The sequence below is a fragment of the Nocardiopsis sp. TSRI0078 genome, from assembly GCF_001905145.1.
Taxonomy (GTDB): Bacteria; Actinomycetota; Actinomycetes; order Streptosporangiales; family Streptosporangiaceae; genus Nocardiopsis.
This window is the reverse complement of the sequence record NZ_LWLB01000003.1, coordinates 172,136-196,467: the sequence shown is the minus strand read 5'-3', so window position 1 is coordinate 196,467 and position 24,332 is coordinate 172,136. Positions and strand designations below refer to the sequence as shown.

General features: G+C 72.5%; 20 protein-coding genes. 9 read left to right on the top strand and 11 right to left on the bottom strand.

Annotated features, from left to right (window positions below; translation table 11 throughout):
* The first annotated feature begins 138 nt into the window (after window positions 1-138).
* Window positions 139-327, top strand: coding sequence for a hypothetical protein (locus tag A6A08_RS05575; RefSeq protein WP_073701434.1), 189 nt, complete (start codon window positions 139-141; stop codon window positions 325-327).
* A 196-nt stretch (window positions 328-523) separates the two neighbouring features.
* Window positions 524-1,366, top strand: a complete 843-nt coding sequence (locus A6A08_RS05570; protein WP_073701433.1) for an SDR family oxidoreductase — start codon at window positions 524-526, stop codon at window positions 1,364-1,366.
* 22 nt (window positions 1,367-1,388) lie between these two features.
* On the opposite strand, the gene A6A08_RS05565 is transcribed toward A6A08_RS05570, so the two are convergent.
* Entirely contained in the window at window positions 1,389-3,203 is a 1,815-nt protein-coding gene (locus A6A08_RS05565) for a PASTA domain-containing protein (RefSeq protein WP_073701432.1), read from the bottom strand.
* 121 nt (window positions 3,204-3,324) lie between these two features.
* Between A6A08_RS05565 and A6A08_RS05560 the strand changes: the two genes are divergently transcribed.
* Together A6A08_RS05560 and A6A08_RS05555 are read left to right on the top strand one after the other, a co-directional pair.
* A complete protein-coding gene (locus A6A08_RS05560) occupies window positions 3,325-4,293 on the top strand; it encodes an ADP-ribosylglycohydrolase family protein (RefSeq protein ID WP_073701431.1) in 969 nt (322 codons plus the stop codon).
* Between the two features lie 87 nt (window positions 4,294-4,380).
* Window positions 4,381-4,899, top strand: coding sequence for a YbaK/EbsC family protein (locus A6A08_RS05555; protein WP_073701430.1), 519 nt, complete (start codon window positions 4,381-4,383; stop codon window positions 4,897-4,899).
* Between the two features lie 132 nt (window positions 4,900-5,031).
* On the opposite strand, the gene A6A08_RS05550 is transcribed toward A6A08_RS05555, so the two are convergent.
* A complete protein-coding gene (locus A6A08_RS05550) occupies window positions 5,032-6,129 on the bottom strand; it encodes a CU044_5270 family protein (RefSeq protein ID WP_073701429.1) in 1,098 nt (365 codons plus the stop codon).
* The gene (locus tag A6A08_RS05545; protein WP_073701428.1) at window positions 6,126-6,743 is read right to left on the bottom strand and encodes an RNA polymerase sigma factor; all 618 of its coding nucleotides are present in this window, start codon (window positions 6,741-6,743) and stop codon (window positions 6,126-6,128) included. The genes A6A08_RS05550 and A6A08_RS05545 overlap by 4 nt, the downstream gene beginning before the upstream one ends.
* Window positions 6,744-7,232: 489 nt before the next feature.
* Between A6A08_RS05545 and paaZ the strand changes: the two genes are divergently transcribed.
* The 3 genes from paaZ (at window position 7,233) to A6A08_RS05530 (ending at window position 11,512) form a co-directional block, all read left to right on the top strand.
* Window positions 7,233-9,266 carry a phenylacetic acid degradation bifunctional protein PaaZ gene (paaZ, locus tag A6A08_RS05540; protein WP_073701427.1) on the top strand — a complete coding sequence of 678 codons (2,034 nt, stop codon included), beginning with the start codon at window positions 7,233-7,235 and terminating at the stop codon, window positions 9,264-9,266.
* Between the two features lie 198 nt (window positions 9,267-9,464).
* Entirely contained in the window at window positions 9,465-10,364 is a 900-nt protein-coding gene (locus tag A6A08_RS05535) for an NAD(P)-dependent oxidoreductase (protein ID WP_073701426.1), read from the top strand.
* Window positions 10,365-10,522: 158 nt separating this feature from the next.
* The gene (locus A6A08_RS05530; RefSeq protein ID WP_073701425.1) at window positions 10,523-11,512 is read left to right on the top strand and encodes an MBL fold metallo-hydrolase; all 990 of its coding nucleotides are present in this window, start codon (window positions 10,523-10,525) and stop codon (window positions 11,510-11,512) included.
* 16 nt (window positions 11,513-11,528) lie between these two features.
* On the opposite strand, the gene A6A08_RS05525 is transcribed toward A6A08_RS05530, so the two are convergent.
* The 4 genes from A6A08_RS05525 to pdhA all read right to left on the bottom strand — a co-directional run bounded on the left by A6A08_RS05525 (window position 11,529) and on the right by pdhA (window position 15,500).
* Entirely contained in the window at window positions 11,529-11,888 is a 360-nt protein-coding gene (locus A6A08_RS05525) for a VOC family protein (RefSeq protein WP_073701424.1), read from the bottom strand.
* 102 nt (window positions 11,889-11,990) lie between these two features.
* A complete protein-coding gene (locus tag A6A08_RS05520) occupies window positions 11,991-13,424 on the bottom strand; it encodes a dihydrolipoamide acetyltransferase family protein (protein ID WP_073701423.1) in 1,434 nt (477 codons plus the stop codon).
* Entirely contained in the window at window positions 13,421-14,413 is a 993-nt protein-coding gene (locus A6A08_RS05515; RefSeq protein ID WP_073701422.1) for an alpha-ketoacid dehydrogenase subunit beta, read from the bottom strand. The genes A6A08_RS05520 and A6A08_RS05515 overlap by 4 nt, the downstream gene beginning before the upstream one ends.
* Window position 14,414: 1 nt before the next feature.
* Complete coding sequence (gene pdhA / locus A6A08_RS05510; RefSeq protein ID WP_073701421.1) at window positions 14,415-15,500, bottom strand: pyruvate dehydrogenase (acetyl-transferring) E1 component subunit alpha; 1,086 nt, start codon at window positions 15,498-15,500, stop codon at window positions 14,415-14,417.
* 375 nt (window positions 15,501-15,875) lie between these two features.
* Between pdhA and A6A08_RS05505 the strand changes: the two genes are divergently transcribed.
* Entirely contained in the window at window positions 15,876-16,373 is a 498-nt protein-coding gene (locus A6A08_RS05505; protein ID WP_073701420.1) for a phosphoribosyltransferase, read from the top strand.
* Window positions 16,374-16,378: 5 nt separating this feature from the next.
* On the opposite strand, the gene nrfD is transcribed toward A6A08_RS05505, so the two are convergent.
* From nrfD to fdh, 3 genes are read right to left on the bottom strand one after another with little or no spacing between them, the layout of a single operon-like run.
* The gene (nrfD, locus tag A6A08_RS05500) at window positions 16,379-17,473 is read right to left on the bottom strand and encodes an NrfD/PsrC family molybdoenzyme membrane anchor subunit (protein WP_073701419.1); all 1,095 of its coding nucleotides are present in this window, start codon (window positions 17,471-17,473) and stop codon (window positions 16,379-16,381) included.
* Window positions 17,473-18,363, bottom strand: a complete 891-nt coding sequence (locus A6A08_RS05495; protein WP_073701418.1) for a 4Fe-4S dicluster domain-containing protein — start codon at window positions 18,361-18,363, stop codon at window positions 17,473-17,475. The genes nrfD and A6A08_RS05495 overlap by 1 nt, the downstream gene beginning before the upstream one ends.
* Window positions 18,360-21,614 (bottom strand): formate dehydrogenase, encoded by a 3,255-nt coding sequence (fdh, locus tag A6A08_RS05490; protein ID WP_073701417.1) that lies wholly within the window; start codon window positions 21,612-21,614, stop codon window positions 18,360-18,362. Before fdh ends, A6A08_RS05495 begins: the two co-directional genes overlap by 4 nt.
* A 381-nt stretch (window positions 21,615-21,995) precedes the next feature.
* Here fdh and A6A08_RS05485 point away from each other — a divergent pair, with 381 nt between their 5' ends.
* Window positions 21,996-23,654, top strand: coding sequence for a catalase (locus A6A08_RS05485; RefSeq protein WP_073701416.1), 1,659 nt, complete (start codon window positions 21,996-21,998; stop codon window positions 23,652-23,654).
* A gap of 117 nt (window positions 23,655-23,771) precedes the next feature.
* Here the strand turns inward: A6A08_RS05485 and A6A08_RS05480 are convergent, their stop codons facing one another.
* A complete protein-coding gene (locus A6A08_RS05480; protein WP_199866849.1) occupies window positions 23,772-24,230 on the bottom strand; it encodes a DUF4383 domain-containing protein in 459 nt (152 codons plus the stop codon).
* Window positions 24,231-24,332: the final 102 nt, after the last annotated feature.

The following is a 24,332-nucleotide window of genomic DNA, read 5'->3' as shown; positions in this document are numbered from 1 at the left end:
CGGCGGTCCCCGTCCGGCCCTGCGCGCCTTCGGACGCCTCCGCGCCGTTGCACCGCCGCCGACGCGGGTACGGCTGCCGGTGCGACGGTTCTTCCGTGCCGGCGCGTTCCCACAGAGATTCGGAAAGGTGACGGAGCAGTGGAGAAGAAGAGACTCGCCCATATCGTTCTCGCCCTCCTGACCAGTGGCTCGGTCCTGTTGGGCGCGTACCTGCCCTTCGCGTGGTCCGGACTCGTCGGCTACGCCGCGGCCGGTGTCGTCCTGGTGGTGTGGGCCGCCTACGCGGGACGCCTGTACCAGGAGCGCGAGGAGACGCCCACGGCCTGAGGTGGCGGACACGCCCCGGTGAGCCCGGCAGCGGGGGAGGCACGCGCCGCGGCCACCCGTCCGCTCCCCGGGGCTCCGGAACTTCCACGTCCTCCCTTGACCTCAACATTTATTGAGGAATGAGTATGGCTTCCGGGCACCGGTCCGGTGCCCGCCCGGACGGGGGTCCGGGCCTTGCCACGACAGGAGGAAGACGATGAACCAGCCGGTCCTGGTCACCGGAGCCACAGGGAAGACCGGACGCCACGTGGTGGCGGGCCTGCTCGCCGAGGGGGTTCCCGTGCGGGCGCTCGTGCGCGGTCCGGCGGGCGTGCGCCTGCCCGACGCGGTGGAGGACGTCGGGGGCGACATCACCGACCCCGGGGCCGTGGCCGCGGCCGCGAGGGGCACCGCCGGCGCGTACCTGCTCTGGCCCGGTTTCGGCACCGACGGGATCAGGGAGACCGTCGAGGCCCTCACCCGGCACGCGCCGCGGGTCGTGTACTTCTCGGCGGTGGCGGCGGGGAACGACCCCGACAGCGTGTGGGGGCGGGTGGAGACCGCCGTGCGCGACTCCGGCCGGGAGTGGACCTTCCTGCGCGTCACCGGCCTGGCCGCGAACACGCTGGGCTGGGCCGACCAGGTCCGCGCGGGCGCGGTCCGCGCCCCGTTCGGCCGGGCCTCCCGCTCCCTGGTCCACGAGCGGGACGTCGCGGCGGTCGCCGTACGGGCCCTGCTGGACGGATCGCACGCGGGCAGGAGCTACACGGTCACCGGCCCCGAGTCACTGCCCCAGGCCGACCAGGTCCGTGTCATCGGCGAGGAGGCCGGCCTGCCCGTACGCTGGGAGGAGCAGCCCGAGGAGGAGGCGCGCGCCGAGATCGCCGAGACCATGGGCGAGGTCTACGCGACCGACGGGATGGCCTACTGGGCCTCCCTCGTCGACACCCCGGAGCCCGTCTCACGGGACGTCGAGGAGGTCACCGGCCGACCGGCGCTGACCTTCCGCGAGTGGGCGCGCGAGCACGCCGGGGACTTCGCCCCGCACGTGTCGCGCTGATCCCGGAACCCGGGCCGGCCCCTCAGCAGGAGCCCTTGTCCTCCCAGACACCCCACTGATCGTTGCCCGGCGGCATGCCCTGGATCCACCAGCGCGCCTCGTACTCGCGGCCCTGGTACCGCACCCGGTCGCCCTCGTCGTAGACGGTGTCCCCGTTCCACTCCGGTGCGTCGCAGGGGTTGCCGGAGTCGCCCCGGCCACCGCGGCCGCCGCCGTTGCCGTGGTCTCCCCTGCCGCCCCGGCCGCCCTCGTCCTCGGAGGGGGAGGCCTCCTCCTCGGTCTCCTCCGGCTCCGGTTCCGGTTCCGGGCCGGTGGACACGGTGACGGCGACGGTTCCCCCCTCCGGCAGGATCGTGCCGGGCTCGGGGGCCTGCCCGCTCACCTCGCCGGCGATCACGGTGTCGTGGTGCTCCTCGACCACCTCCGCGGTCAGGCCGAGCGCGGCCAGGGCGGCACTGGCGTCCGCCTGCGCCATGCCGACCAGGGTGGGGACGATGACGCCCTCGCTCACGTGGAGGACGACCGGTTCCTCGCGGTCGCCCTCCCGGCCCGCCTCGGGCTCCGTGGACAGCACGGTGCCCGGCGGTTCCTCGGCGGAGTGCTCCTGGACGACCTCGGTGCCGGTGAAGCCGGCCTGGCGCAGCGCGTCGCGCGCCTCGTTCTCGGTCCCGCCGACCACGTCGGGGACCTCCACGAACTGCGGACCGGCGGAGACCCACAGCAGGACCTCGGCGCCCCGCTCCACCGTGCTGCCCGCGGAGGGCGTGCTGTCGGCGACCGCTCCGGGGCCGACGGTGTCGCTGTAGGCCTCGTCGAACCGCACGGTCAGCTCCAGGCCGAGCGCGGCCAGGCGCTCCTCGGCGTCCTCGGCGGAGGCGCCCACGAGGTCGGGCAGCTCGGCGCGGCCGTCCGGGACCAGTGCCCAGCCGGCGGCGAACAGCGCCAGGACCAGTACGCCCGCTCCGACGAGCACGGGGACGCGCCGCCACAGAGGGACGGGGCCGCCCCGGTCCCGGCGGTGCTCCTCCGGCGCGTCGGTGATGACCGGGATCGGCCTGGTGTCGTCGGCGGCGAGGTCGGCCGGAGGGCCGGAGAGCGACCGCAGCACCTGTTCGACGACGGTGAGGTACCGGCCCGCGTCACGCGGGCGGTAGCGCGGGTTGGGGTCGGTGGCGTTGGCGACCAGCATGTCCAGGTCGGACGGCATCTCCGGGATGGCGGAGGAGAGCCGCAGCGAGTGGGCGTCCGGGTCGACCGGCACACCGGTCATCAGCGTGTACAGGAGCCGCCCGGCGGCGTGCACGTCGGTGTGGGTCTCCGGCCCGGCGTCCTCCTCGGCGTCGAAGAGCAGGGGGAACCCGGTGACCCGCACCCCGCCCTCGCCGTCCACCACGACCTTGTCCAGGTCCAGTTCGCCGTGTACGACCCCCGCCCCGTGGGCTACGTCGAGGGCGGCGAGCACCCCGGCCGCGATGGTCAGGGCCACGTGCGGCGGGTAGCGGAGGCCTCCGCCCCCCAGCGTGTGGGCGAGGGTCTCCCCCTGCAGGTACTCGGTGACCGCGTACACGTGGTCGTCGTCGCGCCCGTGGCCGAGGATCCGCGCGAGCCCCGGGTGGCGGAGCTCCTCCAGGGTCCGGGCACGTTCCAGGAACGCGTGCACGGCGCCGTGGTCGTGCACCAGCCACGGGTGCAGGACGGTGACCGTGACGGTCTGGTCGGCGCTGAGGTCGTGCGCGACGTGGACGGTTCCCGAGGCACCGCTGCGGAGCTGTTTGCCGAGGATGTAGCGCTCGTGCAGCGTGATACCGAAGAGGGGATCGGGAGCGGGGGTCTCCATGCGACGAATTCTATGTCCCAGGACCCCGGCATATCGTCCGTTAGCAGGCCGAATGCGGACAGGGAACGCCCTGTAGGGTCAACTCGCAGCACCCCCGGTACCGAAACGTTGCGAGGTCCCTGTGAACCTTCCTCCCTCCGGAACGACGGACGACCGCGTGGTCGGAGTCCTGCTCGGCTCCGCGTGCGGCGACGCCCTCGGTGTGCCCTACGAGTTCGGTCCGACGCCGGCCGAGGACCGGATCCCGGAGATGGTCGGGGGCGGGCTCGGCCCCTACGAGCCGGGGGAGTACTCCGACGACACCCAGATGGCGGTGTGCATCGCCCAGACCCTGCGCGACCACGAGGACCCGGTGTCGGCGGAGGCCCTGCGCCAGACCGCCGACGCCTTCCTGCGCTGGGCGGACAACGGCGCCTCGGACATCGGCAACCAGACCGCGTGGGTGATGCGCCGGTCCGGGCACGCCCTCGGGCGGCCCGAGGTCGCCGAGGTGATGGAGCGCGCGGCGGCGGACCGCTTCGCCGAGGGGGTGCCGAGCGCCGGGAACGGGTCGCTCATGCGCACGGGACCGCTGGCGCTGGCCTACCCGGACGACCGCGAGGGCCTGGCCGCGGCCGCCGACCGCTACAGCCGCCTCACCCACGGCGACCCGCTGGCCTCCGAGGCGTGCGTGCTGTGGTGCGAGGGGATCCGCCACGCGGTCGCGCACGCCGACCTGTCCGGGGTGCGCGCCGGCCTGGACCTGCTGCCGAAGGGCCGGCGCGCGGCGTGGGCGGCGTGGCTGGACGAGGCCGAGGAGCGGCCGCCGCACGCCTTCAACCCGAACGGGTTCGTGGTGAGCGCCCTGCAGGCGGCGTGGTCGGCCGTCGTGCGCGGCGACCTCACGACAGCGCTGCGGGCCGCCGTGCGGGCGGGCGACGACACCGACACCGTGGCGGCCATCGCCGGGGCGCTGCTGGGAGCCCGGTGGGGCGCGAGCGCGATCCCGCAGGAGTACCTGGACGCGGTGCACGGATGGCCCGGGTACCGGGCCGAGGGGCTCGCCGAACTGGCGCTCGGCGCCGCCGGGCGCCGGGCGGGGAAGGGCTAACCTGGGCCGTGTCCCTCCTCGGCGGCCCTGCGCGAGGGGGGCTTTCGACGGCTTCCGACCGACTTGTCGACGACATCGAGGTGTGCCATGTCCGGTGAACTGAACTGGGTACGGGCGGACCAGCGCCCGGAGCTGCTGGCCGGCCCGGTCCTGGCCGCGGTGCGGGGACGCGACGACGTGCGGGTGGCGGAGATCGATCCGGAGCTCGCCGACACGGCGGAGTTCTGCGAGCGGTACGGGATGCCCCTGGAGACCAGCGCGAACTGCGTGGTGGTCGCCGCCAAGCGCGGCGGGGAGGTGTCCTACGCGGCGTGCATGGTCCTGGCCACCCAGCGCGCCGACGTCAACGGGACCGTCCGCCGCCGCCTGGGCGCGCGCAAGGCCTCGTTCGCCCCCATGGACGAGGCCACCGGGCTGACCGGCATGGAGTACGGCGGCATCACGCCGTTCGGCCTGCCAAAGGCGTGGCCGGTCCTGGTGGACGAGGCCGTCGCCGCCGGGGGCGACGTGGTCGTGGGCAGCGGGGTGCGCCGCTCCAAGCTCCTGGTGCCCGGCAAGCTGCTCGCCGACCTTCCCGGGGCCCAGGTCCTGGCGCTGACCAGGTAGCGGTGCCGGGAGCGCCGGCAGCGCAGGGGGGCCGGAGCGCGTCCCCCTCGCGTGTCGACACGTCGACCTGCGGACTCGTCGCCATGTCGGCGCGAACGTCGACATGGCGACGAGTCGCCTCCGGCGGCCCCGTCAGGGGGTGTCCCCGACCTCCGGCACCCACGCGGACTCGACCAGGACCGTGTACTGGTTCACCCGCGGCAGGTCCTCGTCCGGCGCGGAGTCCGACTCCACGGCGACCGTCTCGTGGTAGAGCGGCATGCCCGTGCCGGGGTCGAACATGATTCTCCGCTCCAGGACGTAGCCGTCCCCGGCGTCCTCCTCGACCAGGAACAGCTCGCCCTCGCGGCCCTCCCTGTCCCTGGCCGTGCCCGCGTACAGCACGTCGCCGTGCCCGGCCAGGGCGCGCAGCGCGGCGGCCTGCACCCCGGGGTCGACCGGGGCCTCCTCGTACATCTGCTGGAGGGCGTGGACGAGCGCGACCGCTTCGGAGGGGTCCGCCGCCGTGCCGGAGCCGTAGCCGCCGCCCTCGGCGAGCTGGTCCGCCAGCCGCCCGGGGTCGGTGGACAGGTCTTCGGGACCCCAGGTGAAGAACATGCCGTTGCCGCCCTCGCCGTCGCCCCACTCGAACTCCTCGGGTCCCCGCTCGAAGAGCCACCGGACCGGGTTGCGGTCGCCGCCCAGGTGCTCGGGCATGCTCGGGGTCGAGACGTGGCGCCCGGACTCGTGGGGGGTGCGCCACACCTGCTCGTTCGTCGGGACGATCCCCCAGCCCTCCTCCCCGGTGTCGGCGTCCTGGGAGTAGGTGAGGGTCCACCGCGCGGTGCGCACGTAGGCGACGTCCCCGCCCCTCGGCGGAGGGGGCTGCTCCTCGGCGGCCTCGGCCAGGGCGAGGAGGCGCTCGCGCCCCTCGGACGCTTCGGACACGGAGGCCTCCAGGGGGGCGGGGGGCGGGCCGGCGTACGCGGGCCGGGCGGCGTTCCAGCCGAGGGGGACGATCACTGCCGCGGCGGCGAGCACGGCGGCCAGGCCCAGGACGGGACGGTGCCAGGGCCGTCCGGGGAGCAGGCCGCGGACCCGGCGCCGGCGGTTGCCCGCGGCGATCACCTCGACGCGGGAGAGCTCCCTGGTGGCCGGGCTCGCGTGGACGGAGGCGGCGGGATCGTGCGCGGCGAGCAGCGCGCGTACGGCGTCGGTGTCGCCGCCGGGGCCGGTACGGGTGCGGTTCACTTCTCCTCCACGGAAACTCGGACGTGCGCGGGACTCCTCCGGGCCTTCGCCGCTCGGGCGCCGGCCGGAGGCGGGGGCTCCGGGGGAGAGGAGTCCAGGAAGCGCTCGATCCGGCGGCGCGCCCGGTACAGGCGCACGCGCGCGGTCGCCGTGGTGCAGCCCAGGACCCGGGCCGCGTCGCGCAGCTCCAGCCCCTCCCAGGCCAGGAGCATCACCAGCTCGCGGTCGGTGGCGCTGAGCCGGTCCAGGGCGCGCAGCGCGGTGTCGCGCTCCTCCACCTGGTGGACGGTGTCCGGCGCCTCCCGGCCCCGGGTGCCGCCATCGGGGAGCAGCACCTCGCCGCGCCTTCGGTCACGCCGCCGCCTGGCCCGGATGACGTTGCGCGCCACCCCGTAGAGCCAGGGGAGGGGCTGGTCCTTGGGCAGGCGGTCGTACCTGCGCCAGGCGACGGCGAAGGTCTCGGCGGCGACGTCGTCCGCGGAGTCCGCGCCCAGACGGCGGACGGCGTAGCGGTGGACGTCGTCGTAGTGCCGTTCGAAGAACCGGGTGAACCCGCCCCTCGCCGCCCCCTCCGGGTCCGCGTCCGCGGGTTCCGGGCCCGTGTCACTGCTCATCGGCTTCCTTCCGTGCGTATCTCACCCTCCTTCTGTCCGCAGGGTCCTGCTTGTTACAGCATCGGGGGCGAGGAAACGACCCGTCACCCTGTCGGGGGTCCGGCACGGCGACGGGCCGTGACGTCGGCGGAGGGTCCCGGGACCGCACGGCCGTGTGCGTGCGTACTGCCTGGCGGGCCCGTCCGGTCCGGACCTGCCGGTGGAGTCGGTGGCCGCGGCGCACCGGATGTCGACCCGGTACCTGTACAAGCCGCACCGCGAACAGGGGTCCACGCCGACGCGGTGGGTCTGTTCGGAGCGGCTGGCGCGCGTCCGGAGTGACGGCACGCGAGATCCGTGCCGAGGTGGGCTGAGAAGGTCTCCTGCCCGCCGCTGAGGTGGGGAAATCCCAGTTGGGCCGTGGTGCGCCCTCCCTCGCACTATTTACTGACCGATCGGTCTGTAATACTGTTCGAGCAAGAGAGCACAGCCCGAGGAGAGGACCGTCAGGTGTCCGAAACACTGCAGAGCTACGCGCAGGGGGCGTGGTTCACCCCCGCGGACGAGGGCTCGCCCCTGGCCGACGCGAACACCGGCGAGACCGTCGCCCGCATCTCGGCCAACGGCCCCGACGTCGCCGGGATGGTGGACTACGCACGCCGTGTCGGCGGCCCGGCGCTGCGCGCGCTCACCTTCCACCAGCGCGCGAACCTCCTCAAGGAGGTCGCCAAGCACCTGATGGAGTACAAGGAGGAGTTCTACGCGCTCTCGCACCGGACCGGCGCGACCAGGCGCGACACCGCCGTGGACGTGGACGGCGGGTTCGGGACGCTCTTCAGCTTCTCCAGCAAGGGCCGCCGCGAGCTGCCCAACTCCACCGTCATCCTCGACGGCCCCCTGGAGCAGCTCGGCAAGCAGGGCACGTTCGTCGGCCAGCACGTGTACACGTCCCGTCCGGGCGTGGCCGTGCAGATCAACGCGTTCAACTTCCCGGTGTGGGGCATGCTGGAGAAGCTCGCCCCCGCCTTCCTCGCCGGGATGCCGAGTATCGTCAAGCCCGCCGGGCAGACCGCCTACCTCACCGCCGCGGTCGTGCGGCGGATGGTCGGGTCCGGGCTGCTGCCGGAGGGCTCCCTCCAGCTCCTCGTCGGCAGCCACAGGGGGCTGCTCGACAACCTGGGCCCGCAGGACATCGTGGGCTTCACCGGCTCCGCCGCCACCGGCGCCATCCTGCGCAACCACCCGAACGTGGTCAGCGGCGGCGTGCAGCTCAACGTCGAGGCCGACTCCCTCAACTGCTCGATCCTCGGGCCGGACGTGTCCGAGCAGGACCCCGAGTTCGACCTGTTCGTCAAGCAGGTCGTCACCGAGATGACCGTCAAGGCCGGGCAGAAGTGCACCGCCATCCGCCGGGTCATGGTGCCCGAGCCGATGGCCGACGCCGTCGTCGGCGCCCTGGCCGACCGGCTGTCCAAGGTGGTCGTGGGCGCGGCGGACCACCCGGACGCGCGCATGGGCGCCCTGGTCTCGCTCGACCAGCGCGAGGAGGTCCGCAAGGCGGTCAAGGCGCTGCGCGCCTCCAGCGAGATCGTCCACGGCGACCCCGAGGCCGTGGAGGTCGTCGGCGCCGACGCCGACTCCGGCGCGTTCATGTCCCCGATCCTGCTGCGCGCCGAGCCCGGTGCCCGTGAGCCGCACGAGGTGGAGGCCTTCGGCCCGGTCAGCACCGTGATCACCTACGACGGCGTCTCCGAGGCCGTGGAGCTGGCCGCGCGCGGCAGCGGCAGCCTGGTGGGCTCGCTGGTCACCAACGACCCGGACGTGGCCCGCGAGGTCGTCCTGGGCGTCGCGCCCTGGCACGGGCGCATCCTGGTGCTCAACCGGGACGACGCCAAGGAGTCCACCGGCCACGGCTCCCCGCTTCCCGTCCTGGTACACGGCGGGCCCGGCCGCGCGGGCGGCGGCGAGGAGATGGGCGGTGTGCGCGGCGTCAAGCACCACATGCAGCGCACCGCCGTGCAGGCGTCCCCGGACATGGTCACCGCGATCACCGGCCACTGGACCACGGGGTCGAAGCGCGACGTGGGCGACGTGCACCCGTTCCGCAAGGACCTGTCGCAGCTGCGGATCGGCGACACGATCCGGTCGGCGGAGCGCACCGTCACCCGCGCCGACATCGACCACTTCGCCGAGTTCACCGGCGACACCTTCTACGCGCACACCGACGAGGAGGCCGCCGCCGCCAACCCGCTGTTCGGCGGGATCGTGGCGCACGGCTACCTGGTGGTGTCGCTGGCGGCGGGCCTGTTCGTGGACCCGGCCCCGGGACCGGTGCTGGCCAACTTCGGCGTGGACAACCTGCGCTTCCTCACTCCGGTGAAGGAGGGCTCCACCATCCGGGTGACGCTGACCGCCAAGCAGATCACGCCCCGCACGAACGCCGACTACGGCGAGGTGCGCTGGGACGCCCTGGTCACCGACCAGGACGGCGAGGCCGTGGCCACCTACGACGTCCTCACCCTGGTCGCCAAGGGCGAGGAGTAGACAGGCAGACGAGTCGGCCTGTCGACAAGGCGCCCTGTCGCCGCACCCCGCGGCGGCGGGGCGCCGCGTCGTGCCCGGGTACCCCGGCCCCGGTCCTCGGCCGGGGCCTCTCGTCCGCGACCCGGGCCCTTGACCTCAAGTCAAGTTGAGTTCCTAGCCTTTCCGGGCGACGGGCATCCGCTCCGAAGGGCAGGGAACATGCTGACGAGAACAGACGGCGGCGACGCCGGTGCGGCTCCCCGGGTCACCGTGCTCGGCCTCGGCGACATGGGGTCGGCGATCGCCAGGACGTTCGTCGAACGCGGCCACCACACGACGGTCTGGAACCGGACGGCGGGCAGGACCGCTCCGTTGGCCGGCCTCGGCGCCACGGCCGCCGCGACGGCCTCGGAGGCGGTGGCGGCGAGCGGGCTCGTCGTGGTCTGCCTGCTCGACGGCACAGCGGTCGACGAGGTACTGGCCTCGGTCGATTCCACGATCGCGGGCAGGGTGCTGGTGAACCTCACGAGCGGTTCCCCCGCACAGGCGCGGGCCTACGAGCGCTGGGCGCGTGAGCGCGGTGCCGAGTACCTCGACGGCAAGATCATGGGGGATCCGCCGCACGTGGGCACCCCGGACCTCCTGCTTCCCATCAGCGGTTCCCGGCGCGCGTTCGACGCCCACGAGTCGACACTGCGGGCACTGGGCGACACCGCCTACCACGGCACGGACGCCGGCCTGGCCGCCGTGGAGTTCATGGCCCAGGTCGCGGTGGGCTACGAACTGCTCCTCGGATTCCTGCACACCCTCCGGCTGGTGCGGGCGGAGGGGGTCGACGTGGTGGAGTTCGCCGAGCGTGCCGCCGGTTTGGTGGCCGCGTACCCGACGCTGCTGACCTCGATCGGCGAGGCGGTCGGATCCGGCGACTACCCGCCGGACCTCGGTCCCCTCAGGGTCCAGGCCGCACTGATGGACGACATGATCGGCCACCGGGAGTCCATGGGCGTGGAATCCGCGCGGATGCGGGAGGTCAGGGAGCTGATGAGGCGCCGGATCGCCGAAGGCCACGGCGAACAGGGCTTCTCGAGCCTGTTCGCGCTGTTGGGCGAGGGGCGGTGAGGCCCTCCCGGCCTCGCCCGCCGTGCGGGGCGGACCGGACCCGCCCAGGACCGAACCGGGAGGCGGGGTGCCGGCGTTAGGGAAAGGCAGCGGTGAGAGGCCGTTCCGGCTCCCGCCCCGCCACCCTTCCTTCCCCGACAGCCAGCAGGAGGACCGCCGTGAAGCCACCGTCCCCCCGTGAGGACAGCAGCGACGCCCTCTCCCGGCGCCGCTTCGCCCGGCTCGCCGTCGTCGGGCTCGCGGCCGGCGCCGGGGTGGTCGGTCCCGCCTCGCCGACCGCGGCCGCCGCGACGGACGGCCAGTGCTACTACGACCGTGCGGTCAGGCTGGCAGGGGAGGACCCGGTCCTTCGGAACCTCGTCCGGGCGCTGACCCCCGGCACCGCTCCTCCTGAACTGGCCGCTCCGGCCCCGGTGAGGCTGTTCGACAACCTGGCCATGCTGAGCGTGGGATTCGTGCACGCCATGGCGGTCCTCACCGACGACGGGATCGTGCTGATCGACGCGCTCAGGTCCCCCGAGGACGCCGGGAACGTGATCGTCCCGGGTCTGCGCGAACTGGGAGCCGATCCGGAGGCGATCAGGTACGTCGTCGTCACCCACGGCCACCACGACCACTTCGGCGGGGCGCAGTACCTCGCCGACCGCTACGGGGCACGCGTGCTGATGTCACCGGCCGACTGGGACCTCGTCGAACGCACCCGGCCGGAGCACGCCCCCTCCCGGGACCTGGAGATCACGGACGGCCAACGCCTCACCCTCGGCGACACGGCCCTCCGCCTGTACGCCACTCCCGGCCACACCGCGGGCACCGTCTCGCCCATCCTCCCCGTGCGGACGGGTTCCGAGAGCCATACGGCCATGCTGTGGGGAGGCACCCGACCGACCGAGAAGCTCGCGGAACTGCGCACCTACCTGGCGTCCATCCGCTCGTTCCGCCACCGGATGCGCAGGGCCGGGGTGGACGTGGAACTGGCCAACCACCCCATCGACGACGGGCTCGCGCGCGCCGAGCAGGTCCGCGACGATCCCGGTGGAGACAACCCCTTCGTGCTCGGCCGGCGGCGGACCGACCGGTTCATGGAGGTACTGGACCTCATGCTGCGCGGCCGGACCGCCGACGCCGAGGCCCGGGAGGGCGAGGAGTAGGCGGGCCCGCCCGCCGTCAGCGGGCGGAGGGCTCCACCAGGCAGAACTCGTTGCCCTCGGGGTCGAGCAGCACCTGGAAGGTCCCCTGCCCGTCGGTGACCGGGCCGCCCCTCCGGCCGGCTCCCCCGGCGACGACCGCGTCGGCGGCCTCGGCGATGTCGTCCACCCGTACGTCCATGTGGATGCGGTTGCGCCCGGTCCCGGGCCCGGGATCGGGCTGGAAGGACAGCCGGGGCCGCCCCTCGGCACCCGCCACGTAGGCCCAGCCGTCGGGCCTCGCCACCGGCTCGCCTCCCAGCACGAAGGCCCAGAAGCGGGCGAGGAGGTAGGGTTCGGCGGCGTTGACGACCCACTGGTCCACGGTTCCCACGGTCATGGCGCCCGAGCCTAGCGGAGGCCGGTGGACGCGGGCGGAGGAGCACCGGACAGGAAAGCGCCCCGGGGTGCCGACTCCCCGGGGCGCTGCTCGGAGCCGCGCCTACAGGCGGGCGATGGCCGCGGCCGGGTCCTCCATGGCGTCGGCGACCACGCGCATGAAGCCCGCGGCGGCGCCGCCGTCGCACACGCGGTGGTCGAAGGCGAACGACAGCTGCGTGATCTTGCGGGCGGTCAGCTCCCCGTCCACGATCCACGGGCGGTCCATGATCCGGCCCAGGCCGAGAATCGCCACCTGCGGGTGGTTGATGATGGCGGCGCTGCCGTCCACCCGCAGCGACCCGTAGTTGTTGAGGGTGAAGGTGCCGCCGGTCATCTCGGCCGGGGAGACCCCGCCCTCCCGGGCCGCGGCGGTGACCCGCCTGATCTCCGCGTCGAGTTCCGTCGTGGTGAGCCGGTGCGCGCCCATGACGGCCGGGGCGACCAGGCCCCGGTCGGTCTGCACGGCCAGGCCCAGGTTCACGCCGTCGTACTGCACCAGCTCGCCGCGCTCGGTGTCCACCAGACCGTTGAGCTCGGGGTACGCACGCAGACCGGCGAGCACGAACCGGGCCACGTAGGACAGCAGTCCGGGCCCGGACGGGTGGGACTCGCGCAGGCGGACCAGCTCGGTCGCGTCCACGTCCACCCAGACGGTCGCCTCGGGGATCTCGCTGCGGCTGCGGGACAGCGACGCGGCGACGCTCTTGCGGAACCCGCTCATGGGCACCCGCTGGGACTCGGCCAGCCCCGTGCGCGCGTCCACGGCGCCCGCCGCGACGGGCGCGGGCTCGGCGGCGGGCGCGGACGCGGCCGGGGATCGCGCGGGCTCGGCTGCGGCCTGCGCGGCCTCGATGGCGGCGCGCACGTCGCGCCGGGTGATAAGCCCGCCCGGACCGCTTCCGGGAACCTCGGAGATCCGCAGCCCGGCCTCGCGCGCCATCTGCCGGACCAGCGGAGAGGTGACCAGAGGGGGACGCGTGGGCGCGGGGGCCGGTGTGCCGTCGCCCGCACCGGAGGCGGCCGTGCCCGTGGACGCGGGCACGGCGGGCTGGGCCGGGCGCGCGGGCGGGCGGTTGCGCGGGCGCCGGCGGCGCCCGGAGGCCTGTGCCTCGGGCGTTCCGTAGCCGATCAGCACGTTCCCCGACCCCGATCCGGCGCGCTCCTCCTCGCGGTAGCGCTCCCCCGCCGACACCGGCGCGGCGTCGGACCCGGCCGCGGTGTCGGACCCGGCCGCGGAGGCGGGCTCGCCGGCGGAGCCGTCGGCCACGCTGATCAGGGGCCTGCCGACCTCCATGACCTGGCCCTCCTCGCCGTGCAGCGCGCTGACCGTGCCGGCGAACGGGGAGGGGACCTCCACGATCGACTTGGCGGTCTCCACCTCCACGACCGGCTGGTCCACGGCCACGGTGTCGCCGACGGCGACGAGCCACCGCACCACCTCGGCCTCGGTGAGGCCCTCTCCCAGGTCGGGGAGGTCGAAGGTCTGCGTCGTCACTGGTCCTCCCACTGAAGGTCGTCGACGGCGTCCAGGATCCGGTCCACGCCCGGCAGTTGGAAGCGCTCCAGCTTCGGGGGCGGGAAGGGGATGTCGAAGCCGGTGACGCGTCGCACCGGCGCGGCCAGGGAGTGGAAGCAGCGCTCGGTCACCCGCGCGACGATCTCCGAGGCGACGCTGGCGTACCCGCTGGCCTCGGCGACCACGACCGCACGGCCGGTGGAGCGCACCGCCTCGCACACGGTGGCGTCGTCGAAGGGGACGAGGGAGCGCACGTCCACCACCTGGAGGCTGCGGCCCTCCTGGGCGGCGGCCTCGGCGGCCTCCAGCGCGGTGGGCACCGACGGCCCGTAGGCGATGAGGGTGGCGTCGGTGCCGGGCCGGCGTACCACGGCCCTGCCGATGGGCGGCTCGGGGACCGTCAGGTCGACCTCGTCCTTGCCCCAGTACAGCTTCTTGGGCTCCATGAAGACGACCGGGTCGTCGGAGGCGATCGCATCGCGCAACAGGAAGTAGGCGTCGGCGGGCGTGGACGGGGTGACCACGGTCAGGCCGGGCGTGTGCGCGTAGTAGGCCTCGGAGGAGTCGCAGTGGTGCTCGACGCCGCCGATCCCGCCCGCGTAGGGGACGCGGATGACCATGGGCAGCCCGACCCGGCCGCGGGTGCGGTTGCGGGTCTTGGCCACGTGGCTGGCGATCTGCTCGAAGGCCGGGTAGGCGAACGCGTCGAACTGCATCTCCACGACGGGGCGCATGCCGTTCATCGCCATGCCGACGGCCATGCCGACGATGCCGGACTCCGCGAGCGGGGTGTCGAAGCACCGGTCCTCGCCGAACTCGGCGGTGAGCCCGTCGGTGATGCGGAAGACGCCGCCGAGGGGGCCGACGTCCTCGCCGAAGACGTACACCGCTTCGTCCTCGGCCATGGCGTCGCGCAGGGCGTGGTTGAGGGCCTGCGCCATGGAGAGCTTGGTGGGGTCGGTCGCCATGTCAGTTGCCCTCTCTGCTCAGTTCGTCGGCCAGGAAGGCGGCCTGTTCGTCCAGTTGCGGCGTGGGGGTGGAGAACACGTGCGCGAACAGCTCGGCGGGGTCGGGGTCGGTCTCCTTCGAGACGCCCTCGCGCATGGCGGTGGCCACGGCCTCCGCCTGCTCGGTGATCTCGGCCCTCCGGGCCTTGGTGAGCAGGCGCTTGCGCCTGAGGTAGGCCTCCATGCGCAGCAGCGGGTCCCGCGCCTCCCAGGGGTCGACCTCCTCCTGGCTGCGGTACCTGCTCGCGTCGTCGGCGTTGGTGTGCGCCTGCATCCGGTAGGTGTGCGCCTCCACCAGCTGGGGGCCCTCACCGGCCCGGGCGGCGGCCACGGCGCGGTCCAGCACGGCGAGCACGGCGGGGGTGTCGTTGCCGTCCACCCGCTCGGCGTTCACCCCGTAGCCGACGCCCTTGTGGGCCAGCGACGGGGCGGCGCTCTGCCGGGCCAGGGGCACGGAGATGGCGTACTCGTTGTTCTGCACGAAGAACACGACCGGCGCCCGGAACACCGCGGCGAAGTTCAGCGCCTCGTGGAAGTCGCCCTCGCTGGTGGCGCCGTCGCCGCACAGCGCCATGACCACCGTGTCCTCGCCCCGCAGGCGGGCGGCGTGCGCGACGCCCACCGCGTGCAGCAGCTGGGTGGCCAGCGGTGTCGCCTGCGGCGCCACCTTGTGCGCGTAGGGGTCGTAGCCCGCGTGCCAGTCGCCCTTGAGCAGGGTGAGGACCTCCACCGGGTCCACCCCGCGGGCGATCACGGCGGCGGTGTCGCGGTAGGTCGGAAACAGCCAGTCGCCCTCCGTCAGGGCCAGGGCCGCGCCCGTCTGGCAGGCCTCCTGCCCGTGCGAGGAGGGGTAGACGGCCAGGCGGCCCTGGCGCACGAGGGCGCTGGCCTGGTCGTTGACGCGTCGGCCGATCACCAGGGAGGTGTACGCGGCCAGCAGCCGCTCCGCGGCCGGGAACGGCAGGGCGGCCCCGGCCACCGGGCTCCCGGTCTCGTCGAGCAGCCGCACCGGCTGCTCGGAGGGGAGAAGGTCCCGGTTATCAGCCATGGCTTCCAACCTCCTGTGTCAGAGAGATGTGTGCAGACACATGGTGGTATTTGTTGCCATCTGTTCGCTACAAAGGGGAAAAATCCGAGAAAACGTCGAGTTCTGGCGGCGAATATCTTGCCATTCGTCCATAAGTGTGACCCAGAACACCAGGCAGCGTGGACAAGTGGCCGACGGTCCCGGGCCCCAGGTCGCGGAGAGGACCGGCCCCCAGAGGAGGAGGCCGGGGCGGTGGCGCCGAGCAGGTGCAGGACCGCCGGGCCGCGCGGGAGGAGCCTCCCCGCCGGACACGCCCTAGCATGGTGCGGTGCCGCGCCGCCTCCGGCGGAACCTCCCCGCGGTGCGCACCACACCACCGGGAAAGAGGGGAAGCCCGTGAGCGACGAGCGCGAGAACCTGAGCTACGAGCTCTTCGGCACCGCGATCCGCGACCTGGCCCGCGCGGTCGCCGACGACGGGTTCGAGCCCGACATGATCCTGTCCATCGCGCGCGGCGGACTCTTCGTCGCCGGCGGCCTGGGGTACGCGCTCGACGTCAAGAACCTGCACGTGATGAACGTGGAGTTCTACACCGGGGTCGGCACCACGCTCGACATGCCCGTCATGCTGCCCCCCGTGCCCAACGTGGTCGACCTCAGCAGCAAGCGGGTCCTCGTCGCCGACGACGTCGCCGACACGGGCAGGACCCTCAAGCTCGTCCACGACTTCTGCGTCGAGCACGTCGCCGAGGTCCGCAGCGCCGTGATCTACGAGAAGCCGCAGTCGCTGGTCAAGTGTGAGTACGTCTGGAAGCACACCGACCGGTGGATCAACTTCCCCTGGTCGGTGGAACCGCCCGTGGTCTCCCGCCCGGACCAGGTCCGCGACGCCTGACCCCTTCAGTCCCCCGGCTCGCGCGCCGGGGGAGCGGAGGCGTCCCCGCCCTCCCGTGCGGCCTCCCGCTCGGCCATCCGACGGCGCTGCGGCACCACCGTGTACCTGGGATCGGCGGCGGACTGCTTCCCGGCGTGGAAGACCCCCAGGCGGGTGCAGGCCGAGCCGGCGAGCAGGGCCGCGCCGCTGACCGCGGAGAGGAGGCGGCTGCGGCGGCCGAGCACCGCGCCGGCGGCCCCGGCCAGGGTGAGCGCCTTGGCGGTGCGGACGAACACCCCCGCACGGCCCCGGCGGTAGGGCTCACCGGAGAGCCCCATCCGGTGCTCCATGGTGCTGGAGAGCGCCGTCTCCAGCAGGGCACCGCCCACGGCCGCGCGGCGCGCGGGGCCGCTCTGCGCCAGGGGTGCGGTGACCAGGCCCGCCCCGCCCGCCGCCGCGGCGGCGGAGGAGGCGAACACGAACGGCATGTACCGGTGGCCGTCGTGCCAGGCGGGTACGGCGGTGTCGCAGACCAGCGGTGCCGTGTAGGTGGCGACCAGCGGTCCCATCGCCGCGGCGCCGAGGGTGGCCGCTCGGCCGGTCCGCGGGAACCACCCGGTGAGGGAGGTCGCGGCGGCGACCCCGGCGAGGGGGCCGTAGGTCATGAGGATCCACGACCCGACGCTCATCGGCGAGGTCGGCTTGAACACCCGCAGCATGTTGAGGAAGCGCTCGGGGCGTCCCAGGTCGTGGATGAGCGCGACCGTGGAACCGGAGATCGCGCCCAGGGCGGTGTACTTCAGCGGCCGGGCCAGCTCCGGGCGCCCGGTCAGCTCGGCACCGGCGGCGAGCACCGACGACGCCCCCGCCAACCCGCCCAGGAACAGGTACCCGCCGATGTCGGGAGCCTCCCACACGATCTGGTTGAGGACGGGCTTGCCGTAGTAGGAGCGGAACTCGGCGTCGGGCACCCGCGTGGGCTCTCCACGCCCCCTCCCTCCGCGGCGCCCGCCGCGCCGGCGGCGCTGCTCCTTCCCGGCGACGTCGGCGGCACCCGTGATCGCCTCCCGTCCGGGGCGCTGCCCGCGTATGCCCTCCTTGGTCACGTCCGACGTGCTCATCAGCGCCTCCCTGCGAACGTCGCGGCCACTCCGGCCAGCAGCGCGGCGGCCGCGACACCGGCATGCCTCCACATGGACGGCAGGTCGCGCGTGGTCACCACCGGGTCCGGCGGCAGCCCGTAGACCTCGGGCTCGTCCAGCAGCAGGAAGAAAGCGCCCGCGCCGTCCACCCCGTTCGACGGGTCCTCGCCGTACAGGCGGGCGGAGGACACCCCGGCCCCGTGGAGGTCCTCCACGCGTTTCTCCGCGCGCTCGCGCAGCTCGTCGAGGTCGCCGAACTGGATCGAGTCCGTGGGGCACGCCTTGGCGCAGGCGGGTTCCATGCCGTCGCCGAGCCGGTCGTAGCACAGGGTGCACTTCCAGACCCGGCCGTCGCCCTCGCGTTGGTCGATGACCCCGTAGGGGCAGGCGGGGACGCAGTACCCGCAGCCGTTGCAGATGTCCTCCTGCACCACCACCGTGTCGAACTCGGTGCGGAACAGGGCCCCGGTCGGGCACACGTCCAGGCAGGCGGCGCTGGTGCAGTGCTTGCACACGTCCGAGGACATCAGCCAGCGGAACTCGCCCCGCTCGTCCGCGCCGGCGGCGGCGCCGGGCAGCTCGAAGGAGGGCATACCCAGGTCGACGGCCCCGGGCCGCCCCACACCCGGGTCCTGGAAGCCGAGGGGCTCGCGCTGCTCGACGAAGGCCACGTGGCGCCACGTGTCGGCGCTCAGCCCCTGACTGTTGTCGAAGGACATGGCCGTGAAGTCCAGGCCGTCCTCGGGGACCATGTTCCATTCCTTGCAGGCGACCTCGCACGCCTTGCAGCCGATGCACACGCTCGTGTCGGTGAAGAAGCCGACCCGCTCGGGCCCTCCGCTCCCGTTGTTCTCCGAGGACACGCTCATACCTCCAGTCCCGTCCGCTCCGTGATTCCGGCCCGCTCCCGGTACTCCCGCACCAGGTCGAGCCGCGCGGGCCCCCGGGGGCGCCGGCCCGGGCGGATGTCGGCCGTGAGCGCCTTGACCTCCTGGATGTGCACGTTGGGGTCCAGGGAGATCGACATCAGCTCGTTGACCGCGTCACCCGTCGAGTACCCGTTGGGCCCCCAGTGGTAGGGCATCCCGATCTGGTGGACCACACGTCCCTGCACCCGCAGCGGTGCCATCCGGTCCGTGACCATCACCCGGGCCTCGATGGCGTTGCGCGCCGTGACGACGGTGGCCCAGCCGCCGTGCTCCAAGCCGCGCTCCTCGGCCAGCTCGGGGCCGACCTCGCAGAAGAACTCGGGCTGCAGCTCGGAGAGGTAGGGCGTCCACCTGCTCATCCCGCCCGCCGTGAAGTGCTCGGTGAGCCGGTAGGTGGTCACCACGTACGGGAAGACGTCCGAGCCCGGGGCACCGGGGCCGGGGTGGTACATGTTGTACTCGTGCGGATACGTCAGCCGCGTCGGGTTGCGCTGGTGGCCGTACAGCGGGTTCGTGAACGGCGTGTCCTGCGGCTCGTAGTGGGTGGGCATCGGCCCGTCGTTCAGCCCGGCGGGCGCGTACAGCCACCCCCTGCCGTCGGCCTGCATGATGAAGGCGTCCGTACCGCTCAGCGCGTCCACCCCCTCGACGCCCTCCGGCGGACGGTAGTCGGGCGCCTTGCGGTTCTCGAAGTCGGGCGTGTCGTGCCCGACCCAGCTGCCCTGTTCGGCGTCCCACCAGATGAGGCTCTTGCGGGGGCTCCACGGCTCGCCGTTCTCGTCCGCGGACGCGCGGTTGTAGAGGACGCGCCGGTTGTCCGGCCAGGCCCACGCCCACTCGGAGGCGATCCAGTCCTGCTCGGTGTGGGGCCTCTTGCGTGCCGCCTGGTTCACCCCGTCCTTGAAGACGCCGCAGTAGATCCAGCAGCCGCAGGAGGTCGACCCGTCGTCGCGCAGTTCGGTGTAGACGCTGAGCGGGCGCCCCTCGGCGTCGTGGCCGTTGATCTCCCTCAGGACCGCCGCCGCGTCGGGCTCGCCGTCCTCCTCCAACGGGTAGTCCCACGTCAGGTCCAGGACCGGGCGGTCCTTGGGGTCCTCGGAGCCGGCGAGCATCTCGCGGATGATCCGGCCCAGGTGGTACATGAACCAGAGGTCGCTGCGCCGATCGCCGCTGGGGGACACGGCGCGCTCGTGCCACTGGAGCAGCCGGTTGGTGTTGGTGAAGGTGCCCGACTTCTCGGTGTGCGCCGCGGCCGGGAAGAAGAACACCTCGGTGCCGATGTCCTCGGTCCGCTTCTCACCGGACTCGATCTCCGGCCCGTCCTTCCACCAGGTGGCGCTCTCGATCAGCGAGAAGTCGCGTACGACCAGCCAGTCCAGCTCGGCCATGCCCATGCGCTGGGCCCGGCTGTTGGCCGATCCCACCGCGGGGTTCTCGCCCATGAGGAAGTAGCCCTTGCAGTCCCCGGCGATCTGGGCCATCACGGTGTCGTAGTGGCTGTGGGAGCCCGTGAGCCGGGGGAGGTGGCCGAAGCAGTAGTCGTTCTCCGCGGTCGCGTTCTCCCCCCACCAGGCCTTGAGCAGGCTGACGGTGTAGGCGCGCATCCCGTCCCAGAACCCCTTGCGCGGGTTGCCCGCGGCCAGGACGTAGGAGTCCAGGGACCCCTCCTCGTGGGCGTGCGGCATCGGCAGGTAGCCCGGCAGGAGGTCGAACAGGGTCGGCACGTCGCTGGAGCCCTGGATGCTGGCGTGCCCGCGCAGCGCCTGGATGCCGCCTCCCGGGCGGCCGACGTTTCCCAGCAGCAGCTGGAGGATGGAGGCGGCCCGGATGTACTGCGAGCCGACGGTGTGCTGGGTCCAGCCCACGGCGTAGCAGAAGGCGCTGGTGCGGTCCCGTCCCGAGTTGCCGGTGAGGTGGTCGCACACCCGGAGGAAGGTCTCCCGCGGGATCCCGCAGATCTCCTCGACCATCTCGGGCGTGTAGCGCGCGTAGTGGCGCTTGAGGATCTGGAACACGCAGCGGGGGTCGGTGAGCGTCGGATCCTCCCGGGGCTTGTTGCGGATCACCGCGCCGCCCGACCCCTGCTGTTCGGGGCGCCCCGACCTGCTGGTGTCGAGGCTCTCCTGCAGACGCTCCTTGTACAGCTGATTGCGGTTGCCGGACGAGGCGGCCACATCCGCGTCCTCGTAGCTCCAGGTGGAGGCGTCGTAGCTCTTGTCCTCCTCCGAGAAGCCGGAGAACAGGCCGTCCAGGTCCTCGGTGTCCCGGAAGTCCTCACCGACGATCATCGCCGCGTTGGTGAAGGCGAGCACGTAGTCGCGGAAGTACTTCTCCTCGGTGAGGACGTGGTTGATGATCGCGCCGAGGAAGGCGATGTCGGTGCCCGCGCGGATGGGGACGTGCAGGTCGGCGAGGGCGCTGGTGCGGCTGAACCGGGGGTCGACGTGGATGACCACGGCGCCCCGGGCCTTGGCCTCCATGACCCACTGGAATCCGACGGGGTGGGCCTCGGCGAAGTTGGAGCCCTCGATGACGATGCAGTCGGAGTTCTGCAGGTCCTGGAGGAACATGGTCGCCCCGCCGCGGCCGAAGCTCGTGCCCAGTCCGGCGACGGTGGAGCTGTGGCAGACCCGGGCCTGGTTCTCCACCTGGACGACGCCAAGCGCGGTCAGGAGCTTCTTGATGAGGTAGTTCTCCTCGTTATCCAGCGTGGCGCCGCCGAGGCTGGCGATCCCCAGCGTGCGGGCCACCCGCCGGCCTGCGTACTCCTGCTCCCACGTCTGGCCGCGTGTGCGGACCACCCGTTCGGCGACCATCCTCATGGCGGTGTCGAGGTCGAGCTCCTCCCAGTCGGTGCCGTACGGGCGGCGGTAGAGGACCTTCTCCTCGCGGCCGGACCCGGTGGTGAGCTGGAGGCTGGCCGACCCCTTGGGGCACAGGCGGCCGCGGCTGACGGGGGAGTCGGGGTCGCCCTCGATCTGGACGACCTTCTCGTCCTTGACGTAGACGTTCTGGGAACAGCCCACCGCGCAGTAGGGGCAGACCGACTGCACGACCCTGTCGGCGTCCTCGGTGCGTGATCTCAGGTTCTCGGACCGCGAGGACTTCGCGGCGGCTCCGAGGCCCATCCGGTCCTCGCCGGTGAGCTGCCGGTACACCGGCCACGACTCGATCCACGTGCGTACACCCATGCTCGCCTCCGCATCAGCCCGGGACCTCGGCGCCTCCGGCATCTCCCACTACCCACGGATCGCGGGGGCATGGGTCCGGGTTCCCACGGTGTGCCAGGGCCTGGGCCCGGCCGGGGAGGACACGCCGCTCATGGCGAATCCATGGGCGGGCCGTGACGCCGCGGCCGGAAGCGGGGGTTTCACGTGAAACACCGGCGCCGGGAGGGCTTCCGGAGCAGGCGAACGGAAGGGGACACGCCCCCGCTGGCCGCCCCGTAAGAAGGACGGTCCCCGTACTCCCTCCACTTGGTAAGAACTTCCCCTGCCGTGAGTTCCCGACCACCGCAGTGGGCAGGGGGGAGTCGGAAGAGGAACATGACGACTCGGTGGGGGACCAGTCACATGACCGACGTATCCAGCCAGGGATCCGCGCCCGGGGACGACCGCAGGACACTCACGAACCGGCAGGGCCACCCGGTCTACGACAACCAGAACCAGCGCACGGTCGGCGCACGGGGGCCCGCCACGCTGGAGAACTACCAGTTCCTGGAGAAGATCAGCCACTTCGACCGGGAGCGCATCCCCGAGCGGGTGGTGCACGCGCGCGGCGTGACCGCGTTCGGCTACTTCGAGTCCTACGGCAAGTGGGGCGACGAGCCGATCAGCCGCTACACGAGGGCCAAGCTCTTCCAGGGCCAGGGCAAGCGCACCGACATCGCGCTGCGCTTCTCCACGGTCATCGGGGGCCGCGACTCCTCCGAGTGCGCCCGCGACCCGCGCGGATTCGCCGTCAAGTTCTACACCGAGGACGGCAACTGGGACCTGGTGGGCAACAACCTCGCGGTGTTCTTCATCCGCGACGCCATCAAGTTCCCCGACGTGATCCACGCCCTCAAGCCCGACCCGGTGACCTTCCGGCAGGAGCCGAACCGCATCTTCGACTTCATGTCGCAGACCCCCGAGTGCATGCACATGCTGGTCAACCTGTTCAGCCCGCGCGGCATCCCCGCGGACTACCGGCACCAGCAGGGCTTCGGCGTCAACACCTACAAGTGGGTCAACGACGTGGGTGAGACGGTGCTGGTCAAGTACACGTGGATGCCCAAGCAGGGCGTACGGAGCATGACCGAGGCCGACGCCGCCAACATCCAGGCGAACGAGACCGGGCACGCGACCAAGGACCTGCACGAGGCCATCGACCGCGGCGACCACCCCGAGTGGGAGCTGCTCGTGCAGATGATGAGCGACGAGGAGCACCTCGAACTCGACTTCGACCCGCTGGACGACACCAAGACCTGGCCGGAGCAGGACTTCCCGCCCAAGCCCGTGGGACGGATCGTGCTCGACCGCAACGTGTCGGACAACTTCGCCGAGAACGAGCAGATCTCCTTCGGTACCGGCGTGCTCGTGGACGGCCTGGACTTCTCCGACGACAAGATGCTGGTCGGCCGCACCTTCTCCTACAGCGACACCCAGCGCTACCGGGTGGGGCCCAACTACCTGCAGCTGCCGGTGAACCAGGCCAAGAACGCGAGTGTGCACACCAACCAGCGCGACGGCCTGATGACCTACCACCAGGACACCGGTGGGGAGAACCCGCACGTCAACTACGAGCCGTCCATCACCGGCGGCCTGCGCGAGGGGCAGTACCCCACGCACGACGAGCAGGGCCCGGAGATCCGGGGGAGGCTCACCCGCAAGCGCATCGTGCGCACCAACGACTACAAGCAGGCGGGGCAGCGCTACCTCCTGATGGAGCAGTGGGAGCGCGACGACCTCGTGCACAACTTCGCGACGCTGCTCTCCCAGTGTGACCGGCCGATCCAGGAGCGGATGGTCTGGCACCTCCTCCTGGTCGAGGACGACCTGGGCCTGCGCGTCGGCAAGAGGCTCGGCGTCGGGCCGGAGGACGTGGCGCACCTGGACCCGCTCCAGAGCCAGACCCTGACCGACGAGGACCGCCAGCGCCTGGCCAACCTGGGCAAGAACGGCCCCCGCGACGTGTCGGGGCTGACGATGACCCACTGCGTGCCCAACCACCGCCACAAGGTCGAGCGCTGAGGCCCACCGGGCCAGAACGCGCGGACGGGCTCCGGATCCTCCGGAGCCCGTCCCTCTTTTGTGCACGCTCCCGGCGCCGTGGCCGGTGCGGGGCGGCGCAGGCCCCGCTGAGGGGCCCTAGCGCCCCGACCTGCGGGTGGGAGCCAGAAGGAACCCGAGCGCGATCATGCCCACGCCCAGGCCCAGGTGCAGCCAGTTGTCGGCGCTGTCGAGCGGCACGAAGTTCGCCGCGCTGTCGAGGTCGATCACCAGGCCGTACAGCCACAGCACCAGGTAGACGACACCGCCGCCGACGAGGAAGAGCTTCGCCAGCGCCGCGGTACGCGCCATCGCCACACCGGCCACACCGAAGAGCAGGTGGACCAGGTTGTGCAGGATCGACACCTGGAAGATCCCGAGCAGCTGGGCCTCGGACTGGTGCCCGGCGAACTGCATCTGGTCGTAGTTCGTGGTCACGCCGGGGATGAATCCCATCAGGCCCACCAGCAGGAAGACGATTCCGACGATGAGTGCGGTGAGACGGATCGGCTGCCTGGACAGACTGGTCGCGCCCTGGGTCGACGTCCGGTCGGACATGGTTTCCTCCACCGTGGTCGCGTTCCTATCATCCGTCCCAGTGGCAACAGAGACGGTACTGAACTCCTACCCATAGTGATGTATGTCACTCGGCTGTATGGA